We start from the raw sequence: 22,707 nt of genomic DNA on the forward strand, positions 1-22,707 counted from the left end.
CTATTTCAATAATTTGCGTAACATTTTCCCAGAAACTTTACCTACTGCCCTTCTAGCCATTCGTTTGCTAATCGTACCTTTTTTCACAGCATTAACATCACCTAAAATTTTCGCCACAAAATACAACGTTCTTCTTATTTTATTAATTGACAATTTATTTCCCTCCTTTCACTTATTTTGCTTAACTTTTATAATTATTATAGCAGGTAGGATTAACAAGTACGTTTGAAATATTTAAATATTCTAACTTTATTTAAGTTATTTTCTATCTGTAATAAACATGATATGATAATGATGAATTTAACTTTGTATATAAAATAAATCGTAGTAACTGACGAAAATGTGGGGTTAACCACAGGGGAGCTACGTGAAATGCCATAAAAGCCGTTCGTCTGGGCAGGAGGCAAGGGGATACCCTTGTCTCTTTTTTCATTTTTACTAGTATTGGATAATTTAGGTAATACTATTTCTTTGGGAGGTATTTTTGATGGAAAATGTTCTAATTCTTGATGGATCTAAAGTGGCTTCAGAGATAAAAGACCAATTACAAAAAAAAGTAGAGGTTTTAACTGAAAAGGGAATCGTACCTTGTCTAGCTACTATATTAGTTGGTGATGACCCTTCTTCAGCTACTTACGTAAAAATGAAAGGAAATGCGTGTAAGCGTATTGGGATGATTTCTAAACGCATTGATTTACCGAAAGAAACAACTACTGAAGAGTTACTAAATGTCATTCATGAACTTAACGATGATGAAAATATCCATGGAATCTTACTTCAACACCCTGTTCCCGCTCAAATAGATGAGAGAGCAGCATTTGAAGCAATTAGTATCGAAAAAGATGTTGATGGTGTAACCAGCTTAGGATTTGGACAAACAGCTTTAGGATTTGGTGAATATCCATCATGTACTCCAGCCGCAATTATTGAAATTATTGATTATTACAACTTACCAATTGAAGGTAAACATGCAGTTGTTATTGGGAGAAGTCCAATTCTAGGTAAGCCTGTTTCCATGATGTTATTAAACCGTAACGCGACTGTTACCACCTGTCATTCACGCACTCAAAATCTCCCTCAGATTGTCAAGCAAGCTGACATTATTGTAGCTGCAGTTGGTAAAGCTAATTTTGTTCAAGGAGATTGGGTCAAAGAAGGTGCAGTTATCCTCGATGCTGGTTATAATGAAGGTAATGTTGGTGATGTTGACTATGATGCTTGCTTCGCAAAAGCAAGCGCGATTACTCCAGTTCCAGGTGGAGTTGGTCCAGTAACCATTTCAATGCTTTTAAAACAAACCGTTGCAGCTGCAGAAAAAATTAGTGTAAAGACACAATTATAGATGCTAGACCCTAAAAAAGCAGACAAATGTCTGCTTTTTTCTATTTGTACTTAAATGAAACTTTTATACATTTTACTCGTAAACTATACAAAGAAAGCGTGGAAGGGGTTTTGCTTATGTCAGATCCATTTTTCAATGGTGGCGGGTTTATGTTTCAGATTGTTCCCCTATTTATCGGAATCATTTTTGTCATAGTTATTGGTGGTATTTTATTCTCTATTTTCAAAGGAGTCGGGCAGTGGCGGAAAAATGAACAATCTCCTAGACTAAGTGTTCCAGCAATTGTTAAGTCGAGACGTACAGATGTCTCTAGAAGATCCAATATCAATCATCATCACGATAATCATCACCACTCTACAAGCTCACACACAAGATATTTTGTGACTTTTGAATTTGAAAGTGGTGACCGCACTGAGTTTCATGTTTCGGGGAAAGAATATGGCTTACTCGCTGAAGGTGACATCGGAATGTTAACCTTCCAAGGAACTCGATATTTAGGTTTTGAAAGAAAGCCATCGAAATAAGATTGTTTTTTTAGCTCGTAAAGAAGGATTTGAGACTATACTCAAATCCTTTTTTTATTTATAAAAACTCTTAACCATGTGATTCACATCACAATATTTGGTTATGTCGTATGTTACATTTTTACTGAGAAGAATTATCACTACCTATAAGGAGTGAGATAGATGAATAAAATTATAGATTTAAATAAAACACTACTCGAAATTTGTAACCAATATCCTGAAATTATCCCTATTATGCAAGAGATTGACTTTGACAAAATTACCAATCAAGGTATGCTACAAACTGCTGGAAGGGTCATGACAATTCCTAAAGGATGTAGATTCAGAGGGATTTCTATCGATAGTGTAAAGGTAACATTGGAAGAAAAAGGTTTTACACTTTTAGAGTAAAGGAGCAAAACAATGAGTGAAATCATTAATAATCGTGAGAAGGCAACAATAACCGATACTGAACGACAAGAAATGTTAAAGGAAATTATTAAGGAACTTCATCACGGGAAAAGTGTGGATGAAGTTAAATTAAAATTCGAACAGGCAATTGGAAATATTTCTATTTCGGAGATTTCGCACCTTGAACAAGCATTAATGGACGAAGAAGGTATTCCTGTTTCGGAAGTGCAGCGTTTATGCTCTGTTCATACAGCAATTTTTAAAGGCTCAATTGAAGAAATCCACGGCTCATCAAACCAGGAAGACCAGCCTGGGCATCCGGTCCATACCTTTAAACTTGAAAATAAAGAAATTGATATGCTATTGAATTTCAAGCTCCAACTTCATCTTGAACGCTTTGAAAAAGATGATTCAGAGGAAAATATTTATAAATTGATTGAAGATCTTAATCTACTTTTAGACATTGATAAACATTATAGTCGGAAAGAAAATCTTCTCTTCCCTTATCTAGAGAAATATGGAATTAATGGACCAACACAAGTGATGTGGGGAATTGATGACCATATCCGTAATGGGATTAAACTAGCAAAACATCTTCTATCAAACTATCAAGGTGAAAAGGACGAGGTTATCACTGAATTAAAATTTGTCATTCGAGAAGCATCAGAAATGATATTTAAAGAAGAGAACATCCTTCTACCAATGGCACTTCAAACCTTAACGGAGGATGAATGGGTTAGAATTGCTCACGAAAGTGATGAGATCGGCTATTGTTTAACTGAACCATCAGGAGTATGGAAACCTGAAAGATCATCTCTTAAGAATGAGTCCATGACTGAAGGCTACATCCAGTTTGAAACGGGTATTCTCTCTCTCAAACAACTAGAACTAATTCTTAATCACTTACCAGTTGATATTACCTTTATTGACAAGGATGATGTAGTTCGCTATTTCTCACATGGAAAAGAACGAATTTTTGCGAGAACCAAGGCAGTCATTGGGAGAACTGTCCATAACTGTCATCCACCTAAAAGTGTTCACGTGGTTGATCAGCTCCTAAAGGATTTCAAGTCTGGAAACAAGGAATCTGAGGATTTCTGGATAAATATGAAAGACAAAACAATCTATATCCGTTATTTTGCTGTTCGAGATGAAAAAGGAGAATATATGGGAACACTTGAATTCACACAAAACATCGGACCAATACAAGCAATAACTGGGGAGAAGCGTATTTTATCTTAATGTTCTTTTGTGGAAAAAATTACAGAATAGATGACAGATCATAGGTTGATATAATTTCAAAAACAAAGAGTGCAGATGAACTAAACAACAGGAGGTCAAAATATATGACTCAAGAATTAAGAGATCAAATTTATGAACAGTTGGAAGAGGTAATAGATCCGGAGCTTGGTATTGATATTGTTAACCTCGGGTTAGTTTATGATGTGACAATTGATGAAGATTATATGCTTATATTAAAATGACGATGACCTCAATGGGATGTCCATTAGCAGGTCAAATTATAGCCGACGCTAAATCAAAACTAGTTACAGGAATACCCTCTTTAAAAGAAGTCGAGATAGATATCGTCTAGAGCCCACCTTGGACAAAGAATTTAATGAGTCGATATGCGAAAATTGCATTAGGGGTTCACAATTAAAGTATAAGGTGGTTGAAGCGAATATAAATACAGTCCACTCGTTTTTGGTTTGTTTAGTTCGGACTACTTTTCTTTTTTGACCACGAAAGCTGTCCGAACTTCACTTGGGTTCTGACTACTTTTCCTTTACGACCACGAAAGCTGTCCGAACTTCACTTGGGTTCGGACTACTTTCCCTTTACGACCACGAAAGCTGTCCGAACTTCACTTGGGTTCGGACTACTTTCCCTTTACGACCACGAAAGCTGTCCGAACTTCACTTGGGTTCGGACTACTTTTCCTTTTTGACCGCGAAAGCTGTCCGAACTTCACTTGGGTTCGGACTACTTTTCCTTTACGACCACGAAAGCTGTCCGAACTTCACTTGGGTTCGGACTACTTTCCCTTTACGACCACGAAAGCTGTCCGAACTTCACTTGGGTTCGGACTACTTTTCCTTTACGACCATGAAAGCTGTCCAAACTTCACTTGGGTTCGGACTACTTTTCCTTTACGACCACGAAAGCTGTCCGAACTTCACTTGGGTTCGGACTACTTTCCCTTTACGACCACGAAAGCTGTCCGAACTTTACTTGGGTTCGGACTACTTCTCACTTTTAACCACTTAATCTGTCCGAACTTTGCCGGCCTTTAGACTATTTCTTCCTGTCGTAGAGTCAATTTGTCTGTCTAGATATTTTCCACATAATGCTCATTAGGCACTTTATTGAGCATCACATAAAGACTCGTTTTGTACTGTCCGTCATTTACAAAAGCTAAGCTTTCCTCACCATTACACAAAATCACATCATTTTTCTTTACTTTTGTGTTCTCTCCATTAATTGTAAAGGTTCCCTCTCCATTTACTACTAATAGATAGACATTTGTTCCAGGATGATTATGTTCTGGTAAAGATTGCGTTGGTAAAAAGTTCAGCATAAATACAGTACTTTCACCTTCTTTAAAAATGACTCTTTTAGTAAATCTCTCATTGTTATATTCTATATAATCCTTTAGGTTAACCTGTCTCATCTATCTGCACTTCCCTTATAAAATATTGTACTTCTATATTTATGATACTCTTTCTCAGGTTAGGGAAGTCGTTATATAAATCATAACTCTCTAAATTTTTTCTTTGATTAGTTTCTAATAATAATAAATACCATATAAACAACATACGCTGCAGCTAATGTCATTCCTTCATAACGCCCCACTCTTGATCTTGAGATTGAAAAAATCAGCAATACAATGGTGAAAGCAATCATGAATATCAAGTCTGAAAAAACTTTGGGGTCCACAGCTAGCGGAGATATGACAGATGTTGTTCCTAATACAAATAAAATATTAAAAATATTACTTCCTACAATATTACCTAATGCAATTTCACTTTGTTTCTTTATTGAGGCAGTGACTGAAGTAATTAGTTCGGGCAATGACGTTCCAACTGCAACAATTGTTAAGCCTACTAGGGTCTCGCTCATTCCCCAAGCATAAGCTATTTCTGTACTGCTTTCTACAACTAAGTTTCCTCCAAATATGATTGCGACTAGTCCCCCAATAGTAAATAGGATATACTTTCCCCATGTTTTCTTTTGACCATCATCCATTGTGGTGTCTTTTGGATTGCTTTCACGGCTGTTCATTGCGATTTCAATAATGTAGTACATGAATACAGAGAAAAACAATAGAAGAATTAATCCATCGCTTCTTGTAATAAAGTTAGAATCTGAAAACTGTAAAAACACATCAGCCATTAATACAAGTAAAGCCACGCTCGCAAGAAGAGTAAATGGAATTTCTTTTCTAATTGTTGTGCTTTCCACTTGCAGGGGGTTCAAAAGGGCCGTAACACCAATTACAAATGTAATATTAAAAATATTACTCCCAACTACATTCCCGACTGCAACATCTGCACTACCATGTAATGCGGCTAAAATCCCAACGGTTGCTTCCGGAGAACTTGTCCCTAAAGCAACAATTGTTAGGCCAACTAAAAGAGGGGGAACTTTAAGCAGTGTCGCTATATTTGATGATCCTTCGACAAAGTAATCAGCACCCTTAATTAATAAAGCAAATCCAATAAATAGGATTAAATATGTCATGTGTACAACTCCCCCATTGCTTAGCATTAGTTTCATATTCTTAGTTATTTACAAGCTCTCTAGTAAGATACATGAAAACACCGCGGAGAAGCTCTGCAGTGTGCTTAGTTTCTTATAGATAGTTATTCCTCATCATATCTAAAATATCACTTTCTGCCGATAAAATATCATCTTTAGCTCGCACGCTAATGGCATCTGCAACTTGTTGAGCTTCACGAATGACTTGACTTTCATCAACTGTTTGAAGGATTCGGTCTTCCATGATGATTTTTCCATCAATGATAGACATTTCTACTTCATGACCTCTTGCTGAATACACAAGATTTGGTACAATATTTCTAATAGGCGTTGAGAAGACCGGACTTAAATTTGCCTCTTGCAAATTAATCATGATGATGTCTGCCTTTTTCCCTTTTGTCAACGAACCAATTTGATGTTCTAGACCGATTACTTTTGCGGCTTCGATTGTTGCTAACCGAAGGGCTAATGTTGCCGGGAAAACAGTTGGATTACTTTTTTTTACTTTCGTTAAAATGGCCGCAAATTTCATTTCATTGAACATATTATTACAGTTGTTTCCTGGTGCTTGGTCTGATCCAAGTGCACCTTGTCCACCACTTTCTATAAAGGTTAACAAAGGTGGAACTAATCCATCAATAATCCCAATACTTCCTGCGCAATAGATCATGGAACTGCCCTTACTCGCAACCAGTCTGGTTTCTGAGTCTGTTGCCTCTGTTAAATGAACCGCCAACAATCTACCATTTAAAAATCCATGATCATCTAAAAAAGCGATAGATCTCTTTCCATATCGTTTAACCATTTGATCAATTTCACGATCTCCTTGGGCTACGTGCATATGTAATTTCGTATCATATTTTTCAGCTAAGTGCTTAAATTCATTTAGCAGCTCTAAACTCATCATATCTGGACCATGTGGACCAAGAATAGCAGTGATACGACCATTTTCAGCTTCATGCCATCGATCCAACAATTCTAGATTATTTTTCAGCTTTCTTTCTCCGATTTCAGGGAAGAACGGATAAAGTTCTCCTACTGGCAAATCCCCAATATCATCAGGAATTTCATTTACGAGCTCAGCAACTCTTGCTCTAGCTCCGATTTTCACATAATTCTCGATAATCTTAGGCATATTGGAATCATAATCACCAAATGTTGTTGTCCCAGCTTTTATTCCCTCAACAATGTTTAGCATTGAACCTTTTACACTTTCTTCAACGGTCAGATGTTTCATAAATGGCCAAAGACCTTTTTGCATCCAGTTATTCATATCTTGAGCAACTCCACGAAATATTGCCATCCCTGTATGGATATGAGCGTCAATTAATCCTGGTAAAACTGCTTTACCTTTACCATCAATATAACGTTCTGCTTTGAAATCCTTTAGAATCTCATCTGTCTGACCAACTGCTTCTATTAAATTTCCCTTAATAGCTACAGCACCATTCTCAATCATCCCAACTCCATTACCTTCCATTGTTAAAACATAAGCATTCGAAATAATATGATCAACCTTCATTTTCAGCCCCCTCACTTCCTTTTATTGTACATTAAATTCTAAATTATAAGAATTATTTGTGTTAAATTACATGTACTAAACAGTTATAAATAATTTTTATTGCTGTTGCAGCATTGTAAGCGTTACATCACATTTTTTATAAAATTCCTGATTGACATTATGCGCTATAAGTCTTAATATTCGTATTAGCCTAAAACTTAATAAAACTCTTATCAAGAGCGACCGAGGGATCAGGCCCTTCGACGTCCGGCAACCTCCTTAAATGGAAAGGTGCTACTTCCTGCAGAATATTTTTATTCTGAGAGATAAGTCGTATGAACTTAAATTGCGATGCCTCTTTCAGATGAAAGAGGCTTTTTATATTCATCCGCGCATTATCCATAGTTATTCCATCTACATACTTTAGATTTAGAAAGGAGGAGAAATTCGTGATCGAGATTAAAGAACTAACTAAGATATATAAAACTAAAAAAGGAACTGTTACTGGGGTGGATCATGTTTCTTTAACGATAAAAAAAGGCGAAATCTTTGGTATTGTTGGCTATAGTGGCGCAGGGAAAAGCTCACTCTTACGTTGTTTAAACTTACTTGAAAAGCCCACGTCTGGAAGTGTAACCATAAATGGAATCTCACTAACTACTTTATCTAAGAATGATCTAAGAAAAGCACGTTTAAAAATCGGGATGATTTTTCAACATTTTTATCTGGTAAGTTCAAAAACAGTGTATGAGAATATAGCATTTGCCCTAAAGGCTGCTAAAAAGCCAAATAAAGAGATTGACCGTAAAGTAACGGAACTCCTTGAGCTTGTCGGTTTATCAGACAAGCGTGATGTATATCCATCTCAATTAAGCGGAGGACAAAAACAACGAGTTGGAATTGCGAGAGCTCTTGCAAATGATCCGACGGTATTACTTTGTGATGAAGCGACATCAGCTCTTGACCCAAGTACAACCAAGTCAATTCTTCAATTACTTCGAAAAATTAATAAAGAGCTAGGCTTAACGATTGTACTTATTACTCATGAAATGGAAGTAGTAAAAGAGATTTGTGATCGAATGGCAGTAATGCAAGACGGTGAGGTAATTGAAGAAGGTCCAGTATATGAGATTTTCACGAATCCAAGACAACCGCTCACTCAAGACTTTATTAATACGATTTTACAATTTGATCTTCCTAGCCATCTAATTGATAACCGCAAAGGGACAATTATTAAGATTTTCTTTAAGGGAGCCATCGCTGAGGATTCAGTTGTTTCTGATGTATTACAAACCTTTAAAGTTCGTGGGAATATCCTTCATGGAAAAATTGAGTATATCAAAGATACTCCACTTGGAATTTTCATCATGGAATTAACCGGTGAATCTAACGAAGTAAAAAAGGCGATTGATTACATTCAATCACGAACTGAGAACTTGGAGGTGATTCATGGTGGGATTTGATGTTGCACATTTGATAGAGTTACTGCCTGATATCAATAAAGCCTTTTTCCAAACCCTTTATATGGTCGGAATTTCAATGGTAATTTCCTTAATAATAGGATTGCCGCTCGGCATACTGTTATTTGTATCAGATAAAGGGTTATTTTTAGAAAATGTGATTCTTAAATCTATACTAGGATTTGTTGTAAACATGGTTAGATCCATACCCTACATCATTCTCCTTGTAGCCTTGATTCCATTAACAAAATTCCTTACTGGAACGATAATTGGGCCTACAGCTGCCTCTGTTTCACTGTCAGTTGCAGCGATACCTTTTTTCGCTAGAGTCGTAGAAACGTCTCTACGAGAAATTGATAAAGGTGTGATTGAAGCCGCAGTAGCAGTAGGCGCTTCACCTTGGATGATTATAAAAGAAGTTCTAATTCCTGAAGCTAAGCCTGGAATTATTCAAGGAATTACTCTTACCATTATTAGTTTAGTTGCTTATTCTGCGATGGCTGGTTTTGTTGCTGGTGGAGGAATGGGAGATCTTGCAATCCGATTCGGTTACTATCGATATGATGACACGATCATGATTGCAACTGTTGCGATACTGATTTGCTTAGTTCAGCTTATTCAATTTGGTGGAGATCAACTTGCTAGAATGGTAGATAAACGTTAGATGATTAATTTGTTTTTATAATACTTTACTATATAAAAGAAAAAACGGGGGAATTAAGAAATGAAGAAGTTATTATTCACACTTGTATTACTATTATCAGTCGGTTTACTTGCTGCATGTGGTAGCAGCTCAGAAGGAGAAAATGCTGAGGGAGAAAAGAAAGAAATCAATTTTGGAGCTACTGCTGGTCCCTACAGTGATATGGTAACGAAAGCAATTAAACCTATCTTAGAAGAAAAAGGCTACACTGTTACTGTGACTGAGTTCAGTGACTATATCCAACCAAACATGGCTCTTTCAACTGGCGATATTGATGCAAACCTATTTCAACATCTAGTTTACTTAGAAAGTTTTGCAAAAGAACATCAGTTAGAGCTTTCAGAAGTAGTATCTGTTCCTACAGCACCTATGGGTATTTACTCAAATACATTTGCATCATTAGACGAAGTTGCAGATGGTAGCTCAATTGCAATTCCTAATGATCCTACTAACGCAGCTCGTGCTTTTCTTATCTTACAAGATGCTGGTTTAATTACACTTGACCCAGATGTTAGTTCATTAACTGTATCTGAAAAGAATGTTTTAGAAAACGTAAAAAACTTAAAATTTGAACCAATCGAAGCAGCGCAATTGCCTCGTGCGGTAGAAAGTGTTGATTTAGCAGCAGTTCCTGGTAACTTTGCACTAGCTGCTGAAATGAACCTACTCGATGCTCTTCAATTAGAAAACATGCCAGATCAATACCGTAATCGTGTTGCTGTTAAAACAGCTGACTTAGACGCACAATTTGTAAAAGATATTAAAGAAGCTGTTGAATCTGCTGAATTTGAAGAAACAATTGATGCTGAATTTGAAGGTTTTGGTAAGCCTGAATGGATGACAAATCGATAAAAATTAAATTTTAGAGGTTGTTCAAGGAACAGCCTCTTTTTTTACAAGGAGTGAACAAAATGGATCTTATCGAGGTAAGAGGAGCACCTAGTTATTATGCTTGTGAAGTCGGAGTGTTATCACGACTTGAAGCTTTATTACTTAAGAATCACCTAAAGAAATGTTTAATTATTACTGGCGAAACCTCCTGGAGTGTTATCTCTCCTTACTTCCCTTCTCCAACAGAAGAAGTAGTTTTTACGATTGAGAAATATCAAGGTGAATGCTCACTTGCAGAAATAAGCAGGGTTTCAAAGATAGCCAATATCGGTGAATTTGATTGTATTATTGGCATTGGTGGGGGTAAAGTTTTAGACATTGCTAAAGGTGTCGGATATGAGACAAACATAGAGGTTGTCCTTATCCCTACCCTTGCTTCAACTTGTGCGGCCTGGACACCCTTAAGTGTCATTTATAATGAAGAAGGTCAGTTCACTCATTATACGATTTTTCCAAAAAGCACACTACTTCTATTAATTGAACCAAGGGCTATATTAAATTCGCCAAAACGCTTCTTAATTGCTGGCATTGCTGATACACTTGCGAAATGGTATGAGGCAGACGTGTTGATTCAACAGCTTGAAGATGTGCCCACAGTTGTAAAGATAGCCCATCATGCCGCGAAATTATGTAAAGATGAATTATTAAAACACAGTATTAAAGCAGTACAAGATTTAGAGGATAATAAGTTATCTTCATCATTGTTAAAGGTTATTGAAACAAATATTGTAGCTGGTGGAATGGTTGGAGGCTTTGGTGATAAATATGGGAGAATCTCTGGAGCACATGCCGTTCATAACGGGTTAACTACTGTTAGTGAAACACATCATTTATTACATGGCGAAAAAGTTGCATATGGAATACTCATTCAACTAGTATTAGAGGAAAATTGGCAGGAAATAAATGAACTACTTCCCTTCTACCGTTCTCTAGAATTACCTTATCAACTTGAACACCTTGACCTACATATGGCATCAAGAGAAAAATTAATAACCGTTGCACGTTCAACCGTTTTACCGCATGAGTCAATTCACCTTATAGGATTGAAGTTAAATGAAGAAAGTATACTGAATGCATTTGACAATCTGGAAAAGCACCTTGTCGAGGATGTATAGTTCACTATTATATAGAAGATATCATTCATGGTAAGTAATCCAAAAAAATATTTGACTGGAGGATCATATCATGAAAAATGAGGACAAGATTAAATTACAAGCTTCAACAGATCCAGATAGAAAAAGAACAGTAGAGTTTCCTAAAGAGCGTCAAAATAAGAATGTAAATGAAGCAATGTACAAAGAAGTTGAAAGACAATTAACCTCTGATTAATCCGTTTTATCTATAATCTTAAAGAAAAAAGCTTGGACCAAGCTTTTTTCTATTCATCTTTTGCTAGAATGAAAATAATTAATCCCATTATAGATAAAATTAACATACCGATAACCATACTTAAACCACTAAAACCTTGTTGTTGGACTCTTATTGTTATTTGCCAAACAGAATAAATAATACCCGCAATCATTGCAAAGATATAGAATATCTTACTGTCCATATAGTACAATTACCTATCAAAATACTCCTAGTCTTGGCGCTTTATCTCTTTTCTCAACCGCTCAACCTTCTCTAACTAAACTCCTATAAATTGGTCTTACTACAGCTCGAACAGGACTTCCATCCCCTAATTCGATCGGTAAAGGAAGAGCGATAAGTTCGTACTCCCCTACTTCAAGTTGATCCAGCATGACGTTCTCCAAGATATGTATCCCATTTTTATGTAATGCGTGATGCCCTTCTAAGTTTTTACTATCTAACGAATCTACTGATGGAACATCTACCCCAATTAACTTTATGCCTTTTTCACCTAAAAAATCAGCGCCTCGTTTTGTTATATAAGGAATCTGTTCCGGAAAAGAATAAGGGTTGTTTGGGATATGTGTTCTTATTAATAACCTTGTGACTCCTTCAAGATTAAATTGACTCAATATTTTATCGTCAATTTCAAGATGTGGAGAAACATCAATTACTAGGCACTGCCCAATATATAAATTTATATCCAAATCTAGTACTCTTTCTCCATCATCTAGAAAATGAAATGGAGCATCAATATGGGTGCCGATATGTGTACTTGTTGTGATCTTACCAATATTAACTGAACCGGTTTGTTCCTTTGAATAAGACACCTCATATGAGAAAGGCGTATCCTCCGGCCAATGAGCAGTATTACTGTTTAATGGTTGTGATATATCAATCCAACTATGTTGTGGAAGCATATTATGTTTTTCCATTTAAGCAATCACTCCACGCTTATTTTCAAACTTTTTGTAAGTTTGTTCAGCCATAATTCTTTTTAACTTCTGAATGGTTGTCCAAATGTCTTCAAATGAATTGTACAAAGCCACTGGTGCAAGCCTTATCCCATTAGGAGATCTAAAATCTGGTACAACTCCCTCTGCTTTTAATGCTTTACAAATTCTCGCAGCTTCTGGATGCTCTAAAAAGATATGTCCTCCACGCATCTTATCTTCCCGGGGATTTCTTACAATAAACTCATACTCTTTTAACTCATGATCAATGAGATCAAGCATATAGCCAGTTAATCGTAGTGATTTACGACGAATATTATTTATCCCTACTTCATTAAACATTGCTAATGAACCAATTAAGGGGGCAACACTTAGGACATGTGGGGTCCCCATCTGAAAAGCCCCTGCATGATGTTCATGAATTAACTCATGTGCCATATCAAATTGATGTTGCTTTTTAGAACTAAACCAACCTGCAAGTCCGGGGGCTTTTCCAAAATGTGTATGATTTACATACAGTGCTCCTACAGTACCCGGTCCTCCATTTAAATGCTTATAGTTACACCAAAAAGCAAAATCAACGTTCGACTCACTAAGTTGATGAGGAATTGCTCCAATTGAATGGCATAAATCAAATCCGATTATTATTTCCCGCTTGTGGGCTTCCTCGGTTAATCTTTTCAGATCGAGTATTTGACCACTTCGATATAAGATACTAGGTAAGACAATTAATGCAACATCCGCTGTCATTGCTTCAATAATATCCTCTTCTTTTAAAAGATGTCCGTCACCACTTTTAACTTTTATAAGATGTGTTTTAGGATTGTATCCATGAAGCTTCAATTGACTTTGCATGGCGTAAACATCAGTTGGAAAAGATAATTCATCTGTTAATATCTTATTCTTTTGTTCGTTAGGCTGAAAAAAGGTAGCAAGTAATTGATGCAAATTAGATGTGGTTGATCCGGTAACAATTACCTCATTAGTATTTGCACCAACTAGTGCTGCCATAGATGCTCCTAATCTTTCGGATAAATAAAACCATGGATGCTCCCCTTCTGTCCAACCATCAATCCCATAATCTCTCCATGATTGAAGGATATCCATTAAAGATTTCTCTGCACGTTTTGAAAGAAGACCTAAGGAATTTCCATCAAGATAAATTTTCTTTTCATTTAGATAAAATTCTTCACGGTACGAAGACAACTCATCATTCTTATCTAAATCGATAGCATACTCATATGTTGTATTGACTTGTTTTTCACTCACTTAATTATCCCCCTCATATAACTTGTCCTGCACTATTTGTATCGTTACTTAATTATAAATGAACCTCATAATTTCTTAGTCATAAAAACGCTATTTGGATCTTCAATGTAATCTGAAAACGGCTGACAATATTGAAAATCAAAACTAGCATATAATTTTTTAGCCGGTTCAAAAGCTTGCATAGAACCAGTTTCCAAACTTAACCTAGTATAGCCACGCTCTTTAGCTACTGCAATAATGTGTTGTAGTATTTTTCTTGCAACACCTTTTCTTAAATGAGCTGAAGAAGTTTTCATCGACTTAATTTCACCATGAGTAGGGTCTAGTTCTTTAAGTGCTCCACACCCGACTAGTTCATTATCCTCCCATGCACTCCAAAATGTTATATCTGCCTTCCTTAAACCATCTAAGTTGAGTGCGTGCTTACTCTCAGGCGGTGAATGCTCTAACATACTATGAAGATGTTCGTTAATTAATCTAGCTATCTCACTACCAGTCAAATCATCGATTTTAATAATCATACTCTCTACTCCTTAATGCTGTTCTTTTATTCCTACAATATGTTAAATTTTTTTAGAATGCTTACACTTAACAAATATTTACCCTATTATACCATCAGTTGGCGATTTCTTTTCTTGATTTTAAAAATACAAAACCACAAAAACTAATCTGACTAACGGTTTAAGTTTAGACGAATCATATTTGCAGGAATGTTTATACCAAGGGGGAGATTTTTTGCAACTTGAATTTTATCTACTAATGGCTGTCCTTTTTATTGGACTTATTATTTTGGCTATCTATGATACAAAGAAGAAAAATGAAGTGAAGCTTGAAGAAATCAAATTAGAAAGAGAAAAGATAGCTTTAGAACTAAAAAGATTGGAAAGTGAACACCACTAACCTAGCAACTTTATTAATATAGGAAACTATCTCACTCAAAATACTAAAAAACGCTCGAGTTCAAATTCGAGCGTCTTTTCTTATTCATACTTAAAATCTATATTTTAATGTGCTGGAAAAAAGACCATTTGAAGGATAAAAATGAACCCAAAAACATATAAAATAGGATGAACTTCTTTCGCTTTTCCACTCACTAATTTCATTAAAGGATACGTAATAAAACCTATAGCAATTCCAGTTGCAATACTAGATGTTAGAGGCATTGTTAAAATAATTGCAAATGCAGGGAACGCCTCGTCAAAAGTCTTCCAGTCTACTTTTGCTAATCCTTCCATCATATAACACCCAACAATGATTAAGATTGGGGCAGTCATCGCTGATAAAGAGGAAATAGCTGAAACAAATGGAGAAAAGAATAAGGCCACTAAAAACAAAAACGCTACAACAAGAGCTGTTAATCCTGATCGACCGCCTACGGCAACTCCTGTAGAAGACTCAATATAAGCACTTGAAGGACTTGTCCCTAATGTTGATCCAACCGTTGTTGCTACAGCATCTGCCATAAGAGCATACCTTGCTCTTGGGAATTTGCCATTTTTCATTAGTCCAGCTTGTTCTGCTACTCCAATCATTGTTCCAGTTGTATCAAAGATCGTCACAAGTAAAAATGCAAAAACAACCGTGTATAAGCCATGTGAAAATACACCAGCAATATCTAAATCAAAAAACACAAAAGATGGTGGGGGTGCTACTATTCCATCGAACTCTAAAAGTCCCATAAAGTAACCAACAATTGCAGTGATCAACATTCCAATAAACATTGCCCCTTTAATTTTACGAGCAATTAAGATTAACGTTAAAAATAACCCAACCAAAGTTAGAATAGTAACAGGTTGATGCAAATCTCCGAAAGCCACCATAGTATCAGGATTCGGAACGACAATACCAGCACTTTTCAATCCAATAAACGCAATGAATAAACCGATTCCAGAGGTAATTCCATATTTCAATGAAGCTGGAATGGAGTGAATCAAGGTTTCTCGAAATTTGGTAAAAGATAAAAGTAAAAATAGGATACCTGCCAAAAACACTGTACCAAAAACAACTTGATAGCTAACACCATGTGTTGCAACAACACTCGTAAAATACGCGTTCATCCCCATTCCTGGAGCAATCGCAATAGGGTGTTTAGCAAACAATGCCATAATCAGTGTCCCTATGACCGCTGAAGCAATTGTTGCAATAAAGACCTGATCAAATGGAACCCCTGCCGCTGAAAGAATGGCTGGGTTAACAATAATAATATATATCATCGTTAAAAAGGTGGTTACACCTGCTACGATTTCAGTTTTAACTGTTGTTCCTAGTTCTCGCAAATTAAAAAAACGTTCCATAAAGTCCTCCTTGAAATAAAAAAATTCTAAAACTTAATAAAAGGCTACAGCTTATACCTTTCATAGTTAGGAATTTCCGGTTCCTAGTAGAGACTCTTAGACCGTATTTCTAAGAATATACGAAAGTGATTTCTTACCCAAGAAGCAATTATACACGAACTTTATTCCGTTGTAAATAATTATCGTTCGTATTTGAAATGTTTTTCCGCGAAATTAGTTATAAAAATAAGGAAGCTATGATAATTTGTTGTATTTCTATTGAATCCTTTCAAGAACATACTACTTGATCAGTTGTTGTAAAATGACGTTTTATTTAAATAGTTAACTTTTTATATAAATGAAGTATCCTCAGTGGGGAAATAGTAAAAGAGAGTTTATATAGGATTGGGAGGAATGTTATGTTATTACTTTTAAATTTGTTGGCGATTATCATCATTTTGCTAATTCCTTATCTTCTTTCAACCAACCGTAAAGAAATTAGATATCACTCAATTGCCTTTATGCTCATAATACAAGTGCTAATTACTTTATTCATGTTTAGGACAACCATTGGGAGAACAATTATCAATTTTATTTCATCAATTTTTAATATATTAATCGGCTTTGGATTAGAAGGAGTCAGTTTTGTCTTCGGTGGTATAACTGATTCTCCGTTTGTTTTCTTTTTTAACGTTTTATTAATTATCATCTTCTTTTCTGCTCTCTTAGGTATTCTAAATTTTTTAGGGATTCTACCTTGGATCATTCGAATCATTGGTACAATTGTTTCTACGTTAACTCAACTTCCTAAACTAGAAAGCTTTAACGCTTCAGCTTCGATGGTTTTTGGACAAAGTGAGGTTTTCTTAGCGATAAAGGATCACTTAGCGGATCTTAATAAAGCAAGACTTTATACCATTTCAGCTAGTGCCATGAGTAGTGTATCTGCATCAATTGTCGGATCATATATGACAATGGTCCCACCACAATTTGTTCTAGCTGCAATACCACTTAACATGTTTAGTGGCCTAATCATCTCCTCTCTATTAATGCCTAATAAAGTCGAGAAAACCGAGGATACTATTCATGTAAAGAGTGGAAAAGAAAAAGGAAACTTTTTTGATGTGTTAACCGACGCAATACTAGATGGCGCGAAAATTGCTGTGATCGTTTCTGCGATGCTAGTCGGTTATATCGCACTAATGGAGATGTTGAATTATCTCATTTCAGTTATTGGCAATGTGGTTGGTATACAAATTACCATCCAAGAAATCCTTGGCTATATTTTTGCTCCTTTTGCAATCCTTTTAGGTATTCCAATATCTGAATCTGTTCAAGCTGGGGCGATTATGGGGACTAAAATTGTCTTAAATGAGTTTGTTGCAATGACCCAACTTCAAGGAGTAATAGACACTTTGTCTGAACGAACCATAGGGATTATCTCGACCTTCTTAATATCATTCGCAAACTTCAGCAGTATTGGTATCATTGCAGGATCAGTGAAGGCACTCAATGACAAACAGGCCAAAGTTATTTCAGAGTTTGGCCTAAAGTTACTTTTTGGAGCCACTTTAGCTTCATTGTTATCTGCAGCCATGGTTGGGTTATTTTTATAAAGGCTGTTTTCGTATACTTTGTTGCTTTTAAAGGCATATAAAACCTCGTTTTAGGATGTTATCTAAAACAGAGGTTTTTTATTGTTTTAACCGTTTAATTGTCCACAGCAACATTTTATTATTTAATTTCTGTTATATGATGAGTATCAAACTTACTATGTTTATCAACACAAGTATACGTTGATCGCCCTAAATAAAGAGGTATTGAAAGTTTTTCGAAGTTGGGTAATCCATTCTCTAAGAACTTTTCACTATCCCGATAAAATTGGACGATGTTTCCTACAAACCAATCATGATCACCATATGTGTTTCGATCAATTACCTCACATTCATATGCAATGTATGCATCATGTAAAATTGGAGAATTTGTAGCAAGCCCCTTTTCAAACCCCATCTCACCTTGTTGAAACTTATCTACCTCTGAGCCAGAATACACTCCAGATTGTTGGATAAAATTCGCATTTTCATAAGGAAGAAAATTGATTGCAAATTTTCCTGATTTCTTCAACAATTGGTAAGTGTGGCGTTCTCGCCCAATAGCTACACCATAAATAGGAGGTTCATAAGAAATATAAGAATGCCATCCAGCAGACATAATATTTTCCCCTTCCTCGTGTGATACAGTTACAAGTGCAACCATCCCTGGATAACTATGCATTACCTGTTTATTTATTGCTTCTATCATAAATTGCCTCCTTAATTTAAGTTCCTTCATTTAGAGTGCTTCTGATTCTTTTTTTTGAAAAAATCCCCTTTAATAAAGGAGAAGAATTACTACCAACGTAACAGCAATTACCATGTTCTAACAACCCTTCTCTTTGTTTAATTGTACCATCAAACCACCTTAATTGTTTTATAATCATCCTTCTAAATAGTTTGTTTATTACAATTACTAAAAGACATACCATTCGCAATTCTTTAATGAATGAACTAAGATATTATTATTATAGAACAGGAGTGATTTTAAATTGAATAAAATAAGAGTTGGAATAATTGGAACTGGGTTTGGAGCAAAGGTACATGCACCTATGATGAACTTTCATGATGGTTTTGAAGTCAAAGCTATTGCTAGTGTATCTAGAGGTAATGTTGAGGATGTGTCAAAAGAAAGCGGTGTAGAAAATATCTACACAGATTGGAAGTTAATGCTTGAGCAGGAAGATCTAGAATTAGTCGTTGTAGCATCAGCTGTTCACCTACATAAAGAAATGGTATTAGCCGCTTATGCAAAAGGTGTTCATGTATTATGTGAAAAGCCTATGGCGTTAGATAAGAATGAAACGAGAGAAATGATTTCTGCAAAGGAACAGGCTGGTAAACTTGGTTTAATCAATCACGAATTCCGTTTCTTGCCCGCTCGAACAAAGGTCAAGGAGATCATAGATAGTGGGAGTTTAGGTGATATACTACATATTCGTTATGAATGTTCATTTGCTAGTTACTCATCTCTCACATCAAGATCACGTGGTTGGCTTGGTCAAGCAGCATCAGGTGGAGGAATGCTAGGTGCTTTAGGGTCACATATGGTTGACACTCTTCATTGGTGGACCAATAGCACATTCAAAGAAGTCTTTGCTAATCTACCAATTCATGTTCCTACATTCACTGACAAGGATGGTCAATCAGAAAATCGCACGGCTGATGACGCTTTCCAGGTCATGGGAAGTCTTACTAATGGAGCTACAGTCACTTTAGAACTCCTTTCAGCTGCGAGGCAAACAACAAATACGTGGCGATTAGAGGTATTTGGAACACAGGGAACTCTTATGATGACCGATGACAACAAAGTATTTTTCTCTGAGGGAGATTCTAAGTTAGAAGAAGTTGAGCTTCTACAAGATATCATTGCACCAACTGAAATGTCACCTATAGCAGCTCGTTATTACAACGGATTTAACCGAATGCTTGATGCATTAAAAGATACTTTGGATTCTGGAGATAAACACCCATACTTGGCTGACTTTGAAAATGGTCACCAAACACAGCTGATACTAGATGCAATTAGAGCTTCATCAAAAGATGGAAAGAGGATATCTCTTTAATAACTTTAAAACATACAAAAAGTAAGTAGAATGCCTGATAGTAACCGTTTCGTGTTCCGGTTACTAACACAAACATTTAAAATAAGTCAAAATGAGTGCCAATTTACAAATGAAATTGGCACTCATTTCTATTTGTGTCATAAAAGTTTTTAAAGGGAAATAATGTACCTCAAATAATTTATCATCAAAAAATTTTAAAATAAACGGAGAAATTCCGGTTAGACGGTTGAATAGCACTCGATTCGGGGTATATAAGCGGAGATTTTCCGGTTAAGCAAAGAAAAACTACCCATTTTGACATTTTTTTAGTAAATAATCGGAATTTTTCCGTCTATTTATTCTATTTGCAGTGCTATTTCTCAATTAGGAGAAATTTCTCCGCTTATTTTACCAAACAACCAAGCTAATTCCCCCTTCAGGGTCCTGAGTGTCCGCCTTTATGGTTGAGTATGGAGCAGAATATCTAAGGGGTTAATTCAAAAAGGCAGATAGAACTTTTCTCTCGAAAGTCTACCTGCCACTATTCATTATGCTAATTCTCTATCCAAAAACGAATAAAAATCTACCCATTCATCAATTAGTTTCGAAGTTGGTTTCCCTAAACCATGTCCTGCCTTTGATTCGAGACGGAGTATTATGGTTGAATTTGAATCTGCTTTTTCTTTTAATGTCGCTGTGAATTTTTTAGCATGTGCAGGTACCACACGATCATCACTGTCTGCTGTAGCAATTAAAATTGAAGGATATGTTTCTCCCTCTTGCACATTATGAAGTGGAGAATAAGCATATAAAAATGGAAAATGCTCTGGGTTCTCGGCATTACCATATTCAGGAATCCAGTACCTTCCAATTGTGAATTTATGATAACGTAGCATATCTATGACTGGAACTCTACAAATGACAGCTCCAAAAAGGTCAGGACGCTGAATCATGCATGCAGCCACTAATAATCCACCATTCGAACCGCCCATTATAGATAGCTTTGTTTTTGACGTGTACTTGTTATCCACTAACCACTCTCCAGCAGCAATAAAGTCATCAAAGACATTTTGTTTATTGCCTAGCATACCAGCCTTATGCCAATCTTCTCCATACTCTGAGCCGCCACGAAGGTTTGCTACTGCATATACTCCACCTTTTTCAAGCCAACGTAGGACAGCTGGATTAAAGGAAGGAGTAAGACTCACGTTAAAACCACCATAACCATATAAGAGAACAGGATTTTGGCCGTCTAATTTTAGTCCCTTTTTATGGGTTAAAAACATAGGAACCTTTGTACCATCCTTTGAAGGAAAGAAAATCTGGGTAGTTTCATAGTTTGATACATCAAACGAAAGATCTGTCTCTGCAAATACACTTAGTTTCCCTGTTGCTAATTGATATTGATAAACACTAGTTGGATGTAAAAATGAAGTTATTCCAAAAAACAACTCGCCATTTTCCTTATTCACGGAAAGCTCTGTAAGTGAACCGATAAATGGTGTAGAAATCTCTTTTTCAAAATAACCATCTTTATTAAATACTTGGATAATATTGTGTGCATCCTTTAAAAACACACCTACGAATTTTTCATTTACATATTTAATTCGATCAAGAACATACTCTTGCTCTGGTATAACCTCTTCCCAATCCTCTTTACCTGGATTTTCTATATCTATTGAAATGACACGGCCCTTTGGAGACCCAAGATCTGTTTTAAAATAAAACCTTGTTGCCTCATTTGTGATATAGGAATATTCCCCATCTTGGTTATCTAGTAATTTTATAAATGGACCATCGGATTCTAATTCTCTTAGATAAAAACGGTTTTCAGAAGCAGTACCAAGGCTTACATGGAGACATAAATACTTTTTATCATCTGATAGAATAGTAGAAAACATTAATTCCTTATCCTCTGGTTGTTCATGAACTAAGAAATCATCGGACTGAGATGTGCCAATTTTATGATAATACACCTTATGGTGATTACTTTCATCTTCCTTACTTACAGTTCCTGGTTCAGGAAATCTACTGTAGAAAAAACCTGTCTCATCTGGATTCCATGTAATTGAAGTGAATTTCACCCATTTAATGGTATCCTCTAAATCTAGCCCAGTATTCACCTGGCGGACTCTTATTTCTTGCCAGTCACTTCCATTTGCTGAAGTGGCATATGCTAGAAACTTCCCCTCACCACTAAATGAAAAATTGGTTAGCGCTACTGTACCATCGTCAGATAGAGCATTAGGATCGAGTAAGATTTTTTCTTCGTTTTCTTTTTTCATAAAAAGAACCGCTTGATTCTTAAGTCCATCATTTTTCTGATAAAATAAAGTTTCGTTGATTTTTTTAGGAACAAAATATTTTGGGTAATTATATAATTCTGTCAGTCTTTCTCTATCAACCCTACTTGAACTCGAGGTAGAAAAGTAAGAATCAGATTCCTCTTTCATTACTTTTTCCCATTGCAATGTTTCGTTTACATTTGTGTCTTCTAACCAACGATATGGGTCAGCGACTTTTATTCCATGAAAGTCCTCTACGATATCACTTCTTTTTTGAGTTACCATGCTTTTCCTCCCAAAAATGTATTACTTAAAATTTCGACAAACGAAATATAATTTCCTTCTTAATATAAAAATTGATTTATTTCGG

At 35.9% G+C, this 22,707-nt stretch carries 23 protein-coding genes, 1 pseudogene and 3 riboswitches; of the genes and pseudogenes, 13 read left to right on the forward strand and 11 right to left on the reverse strand.

Annotated features, from left to right (window positions below; translation table 11 throughout):
• On the reverse strand, positions 1 to 153 hold the full coding sequence (locus BK579_RS25715; protein WP_169891173.1) for a hypothetical protein: 153 nt from the start codon (positions 151 to 153) through the stop codon (positions 1 to 3).
• 164 nt (positions 154 to 317) lie between these two features.
• Positions 318 to 405: riboswitch (ZMP/ZTP riboswitch) on the forward strand.
• 82 nt (positions 406 to 487) lie between these two features.
• Here BK579_RS25715 and BK579_RS17925 point away from each other — a divergent pair.
• The 5 genes and pseudogenes from BK579_RS17925 to BK579_RS17945 form a co-directional block, all read left to right on the forward strand.
• Complete coding sequence (locus BK579_RS17925) at positions 488 to 1,342, forward strand: bifunctional 5,10-methylenetetrahydrofolate dehydrogenase/5,10-methenyltetrahydrofolate cyclohydrolase (RefSeq protein ID WP_139365117.1); 855 nt, start codon at positions 488 to 490, stop codon at positions 1,340 to 1,342.
• 116 nt (positions 1,343 to 1,458) lie between these two features.
• Positions 1,459 to 1,866 carry a DUF2500 domain-containing protein gene (locus BK579_RS17930; protein ID WP_078547811.1) on the forward strand — a complete coding sequence of 136 codons (408 nt, stop codon included), beginning with the start codon at positions 1,459 to 1,461 and terminating at the stop codon, positions 1,864 to 1,866.
• Positions 1,867 to 2,028: 162 nt separating this feature from the next.
• A complete protein-coding gene (locus BK579_RS17935; RefSeq protein ID WP_078547812.1) occupies positions 2,029 to 2,256 on the forward strand; it encodes a DUF1858 domain-containing protein in 228 nt (75 codons plus the stop codon).
• Between the two features lie 12 nt (positions 2,257 to 2,268).
• Positions 2,269 to 3,498 (forward strand): DUF438 domain-containing protein, encoded by a 1,230-nt coding sequence (locus BK579_RS17940; protein WP_078547814.1) that lies wholly within the window; start codon positions 2,269 to 2,271, stop codon positions 3,496 to 3,498.
• A gap of 104 nt (positions 3,499 to 3,602) precedes the next feature.
• Positions 3,603 to 3,847 (forward strand): annotated as a pseudogene (locus BK579_RS17945) (metal-sulfur cluster assembly factor); the annotation flags it as partial.
• A gap of 738 nt (positions 3,848 to 4,585) precedes the next feature.
• Here the strand turns inward: BK579_RS17945 and BK579_RS17950 are convergent.
• From BK579_RS17950 to BK579_RS17960, 3 genes are all read right to left on the reverse strand, one after another.
• Positions 4,586 to 4,927 (reverse strand): cupin domain-containing protein, encoded by a 342-nt coding sequence (locus BK579_RS17950; RefSeq protein WP_078547816.1) that lies wholly within the window; start codon positions 4,925 to 4,927, stop codon positions 4,586 to 4,588.
• Between the two features lie 107 nt (positions 4,928 to 5,034).
• Positions 5,035 to 5,997: a calcium/sodium antiporter gene (locus tag BK579_RS17955; protein WP_078547818.1), complete on the reverse strand. Its 963-nt coding sequence runs from the start codon at positions 5,995 to 5,997 to the stop codon at positions 5,035 to 5,037.
• Between the two features lie 112 nt (positions 5,998 to 6,109).
• Positions 6,110 to 7,537, reverse strand: coding sequence for an amidohydrolase family protein (locus tag BK579_RS17960; RefSeq protein ID WP_078547820.1), 1,428 nt, complete (start codon positions 7,535 to 7,537; stop codon positions 6,110 to 6,112).
• Positions 7,538 to 7,743: 206 nt separating this feature from the next.
• Positions 7,744 to 7,849: riboswitch (SAM riboswitch) on the forward strand.
• A gap of 116 nt (positions 7,850 to 7,965) precedes the next feature.
• On the opposite strand from BK579_RS17960, the gene BK579_RS17965 reads away from it, so the two are divergent.
• The 5 genes from BK579_RS17965 (at position 7,966) to BK579_RS25720 (ending at position 11,899) form a co-directional block, all read left to right on the forward strand.
• Complete coding sequence (locus tag BK579_RS17965) at positions 7,966 to 8,979, forward strand: methionine ABC transporter ATP-binding protein (protein ID WP_078547822.1); 1,014 nt, start codon at positions 7,966 to 7,968, stop codon at positions 8,977 to 8,979.
• Positions 8,966 to 9,640, forward strand: a complete 675-nt coding sequence (locus tag BK579_RS17970) for a methionine ABC transporter permease (RefSeq protein WP_078547824.1) — start codon at positions 8,966 to 8,968, stop codon at positions 9,638 to 9,640. Before BK579_RS17965 ends, BK579_RS17970 begins: the two co-directional genes overlap by 14 nt.
• A gap of 60 nt (positions 9,641 to 9,700) precedes the next feature.
• Entirely contained in the window at positions 9,701 to 10,531 is an 831-nt protein-coding gene (locus tag BK579_RS17975; RefSeq protein WP_078547826.1) for a MetQ/NlpA family ABC transporter substrate-binding protein, read from the forward strand.
• Between the two features lie 59 nt (positions 10,532 to 10,590).
• Positions 10,591 to 11,685 carry an iron-containing alcohol dehydrogenase family protein gene (locus BK579_RS17980; RefSeq protein ID WP_078547828.1) on the forward strand — a complete coding sequence of 365 codons (1,095 nt, stop codon included), beginning with the start codon at positions 10,591 to 10,593 and terminating at the stop codon, positions 11,683 to 11,685.
• Between the two features lie 70 nt (positions 11,686 to 11,755).
• Positions 11,756 to 11,899: a hypothetical protein gene (locus BK579_RS25720; protein WP_169891174.1), complete on the forward strand. Its 144-nt coding sequence runs from the start codon at positions 11,756 to 11,758 to the stop codon at positions 11,897 to 11,899.
• Between the two features lie 49 nt (positions 11,900 to 11,948).
• Here BK579_RS25720 and BK579_RS25725 read toward each other — a convergent pair whose 3' ends face one another.
• From BK579_RS25725 to BK579_RS17995, 4 genes are all read right to left on the reverse strand, one after another.
• Positions 11,949 to 12,122 carry a hypothetical protein gene (locus BK579_RS25725; protein WP_169891175.1) on the reverse strand — a complete coding sequence of 58 codons (174 nt, stop codon included), beginning with the start codon at positions 12,120 to 12,122 and terminating at the stop codon, positions 11,949 to 11,951.
• A 61-nt stretch (positions 12,123 to 12,183) separates the two neighbouring features.
• A complete protein-coding gene (gene kynB, locus BK579_RS17985; RefSeq protein ID WP_235848462.1) occupies positions 12,184 to 12,855 on the reverse strand; it encodes an arylformamidase in 672 nt (223 codons plus the stop codon).
• Complete coding sequence (gene kynU / locus BK579_RS17990) at positions 12,856 to 14,142, reverse strand: kynureninase (RefSeq protein WP_078547830.1); 1,287 nt, start codon at positions 14,140 to 14,142, stop codon at positions 12,856 to 12,858.
• A gap of 65 nt (positions 14,143 to 14,207) precedes the next feature.
• Positions 14,208 to 14,663 carry a GNAT family N-acetyltransferase gene (locus BK579_RS17995; RefSeq protein ID WP_078547832.1) on the reverse strand — a complete coding sequence of 152 codons (456 nt, stop codon included), beginning with the start codon at positions 14,661 to 14,663 and terminating at the stop codon, positions 14,208 to 14,210.
• A 214-nt stretch (positions 14,664 to 14,877) separates the two neighbouring features.
• On the opposite strand from BK579_RS17995, the gene BK579_RS25730 reads away from it, so the two are divergent.
• Positions 14,878 to 15,042: a hypothetical protein gene (locus tag BK579_RS25730; RefSeq protein WP_169891176.1), complete on the forward strand. Its 165-nt coding sequence runs from the start codon at positions 14,878 to 14,880 to the stop codon at positions 15,040 to 15,042.
• Positions 15,043 to 15,146: 104 nt separating this feature from the next.
• On the opposite strand, the gene BK579_RS18000 is transcribed toward BK579_RS25730, so the two are convergent.
• The gene (locus tag BK579_RS18000) at positions 15,147 to 16,436 is read right to left on the reverse strand and encodes an NCS2 family permease (protein WP_078547834.1); all 1,290 of its coding nucleotides are present in this window, start codon (positions 16,434 to 16,436) and stop codon (positions 15,147 to 15,149) included.
• Positions 16,437 to 16,479: 43 nt separating this feature from the next.
• A riboswitch (purine riboswitch) is annotated at positions 16,480 to 16,579 on the reverse strand.
• Positions 16,580 to 16,834: 255 nt separating this feature from the next.
• On the opposite strand from BK579_RS18000, the gene BK579_RS18005 reads away from it, so the two are divergent.
• Entirely contained in the window at positions 16,835 to 18,031 is a 1,197-nt protein-coding gene (locus tag BK579_RS18005) for a NupC/NupG family nucleoside CNT transporter (RefSeq protein WP_078547836.1), read from the forward strand.
• 118 nt (positions 18,032 to 18,149) lie between these two features.
• On the opposite strand, the gene BK579_RS18010 is transcribed toward BK579_RS18005, so the two are convergent.
• Complete coding sequence (locus BK579_RS18010; protein WP_078547838.1) at positions 18,150 to 18,716, reverse strand: flavin reductase family protein; 567 nt, start codon at positions 18,714 to 18,716, stop codon at positions 18,150 to 18,152.
• A gap of 283 nt (positions 18,717 to 18,999) precedes the next feature.
• On the opposite strand from BK579_RS18010, the gene BK579_RS18015 reads away from it, so the two are divergent.
• Positions 19,000 to 20,073 carry a Gfo/Idh/MocA family protein gene (locus tag BK579_RS18015; RefSeq protein WP_078547840.1) on the forward strand — a complete coding sequence of 358 codons (1,074 nt, stop codon included), beginning with the start codon at positions 19,000 to 19,002 and terminating at the stop codon, positions 20,071 to 20,073.
• A gap of 527 nt (positions 20,074 to 20,600) precedes the next feature.
• On the opposite strand, the gene BK579_RS18020 is transcribed toward BK579_RS18015, so the two are convergent.
• The gene (locus tag BK579_RS18020; protein WP_078547842.1) at positions 20,601 to 22,622 is read right to left on the reverse strand and encodes a prolyl oligopeptidase family serine peptidase; all 2,022 of its coding nucleotides are present in this window, start codon (positions 22,620 to 22,622) and stop codon (positions 20,601 to 20,603) included.
• Positions 22,623 to 22,707: the final 85 nt, after the last annotated feature.

Origin of the sequence: Litchfieldia alkalitelluris (assembly GCF_002019645.1) — a bacterium.
Lineage (GTDB): Bacteria > Bacillota > Bacilli > Bacillales > Bacillaceae_L > Litchfieldia > Litchfieldia alkalitelluris.

Excerpts from the sequence above, each read along its gene's own strand:
- BK579_RS17925 (WP_139365117.1), top strand. The coding sequence starts at position 488 with ATGGAAAATGTTCTAATTCTTGATGGATCTAAAGTGGCTTCAGAGATA.
- BK579_RS17930 (WP_078547811.1), top strand. The coding sequence starts at position 1,459 with ATGTCAGATCCATTTTTCAATGGTGGCGGGTTTATGTTTCAGATTGTT.
- BK579_RS17935 (WP_078547812.1), top strand. The coding sequence starts at position 2,029 with ATGAATAAAATTATAGATTTAAATAAAACACTACTCGAAATTTGTAAC.
- BK579_RS17940 (WP_078547814.1), top strand. The coding sequence starts at position 2,269 with ATGAGTGAAATCATTAATAATCGTGAGAAGGCAACAATAACCGATACT.
- BK579_RS17950 (WP_078547816.1), bottom strand. The coding sequence starts at position 4,927 with ATGAGACAGGTTAACCTAAAGGATTATATAGAATATAACAATGAGAGA.
- BK579_RS17955 (WP_078547818.1), bottom strand. The coding sequence starts at position 5,997 with ATGACATATTTAATCCTATTTATTGGATTTGCTTTATTAATTAAGGGT.
- BK579_RS17960 (WP_078547820.1), bottom strand. The coding sequence starts at position 7,537 with ATGAAGGTTGATCATATTATTTCGAATGCTTATGTTTTAACAATGGAA.
- BK579_RS17970 (WP_078547824.1), top strand. The coding sequence starts at position 8,966 with ATGGTGGGATTTGATGTTGCACATTTGATAGAGTTACTGCCTGATATC.
- BK579_RS17975 (WP_078547826.1), top strand. The coding sequence starts at position 9,701 with ATGAAGAAGTTATTATTCACACTTGTATTACTATTATCAGTCGGTTTA.
- BK579_RS17980 (WP_078547828.1), top strand. The coding sequence starts at position 10,591 with ATGGATCTTATCGAGGTAAGAGGAGCACCTAGTTATTATGCTTGTGAA.
- BK579_RS25720 (WP_169891174.1), top strand. The coding sequence starts at position 11,756 with ATGAAAAATGAGGACAAGATTAAATTACAAGCTTCAACAGATCCAGAT.
- BK579_RS25725 (WP_169891175.1), bottom strand. The coding sequence starts at position 12,122 with ATGGACAGTAAGATATTCTATATCTTTGCAATGATTGCGGGTATTATT.
- kynB (WP_235848462.1), bottom strand. The coding sequence starts at position 12,855 with ATGGAAAAACATAATATGCTTCCACAACATAGTTGGATTGATATATCA.
- BK579_RS17995 (WP_078547832.1), bottom strand. The coding sequence starts at position 14,663 with ATGATTATTAAAATCGATGATTTGACTGGTAGTGAGATAGCTAGATTA.
- BK579_RS18000 (WP_078547834.1), bottom strand. The coding sequence starts at position 16,436 with ATGGAACGTTTTTTTAATTTGCGAGAACTAGGAACAACAGTTAAAACT.
- BK579_RS18005 (WP_078547836.1), top strand. The coding sequence starts at position 16,835 with ATGTTATTACTTTTAAATTTGTTGGCGATTATCATCATTTTGCTAATT.
- BK579_RS18010 (WP_078547838.1), bottom strand. The coding sequence starts at position 18,716 with ATGATAGAAGCAATAAATAAACAGGTAATGCATAGTTATCCAGGGATG.
- BK579_RS18020 (WP_078547842.1), bottom strand. The coding sequence starts at position 22,622 with ATGGTAACTCAAAAAAGAAGTGATATCGTAGAGGACTTTCATGGAATA.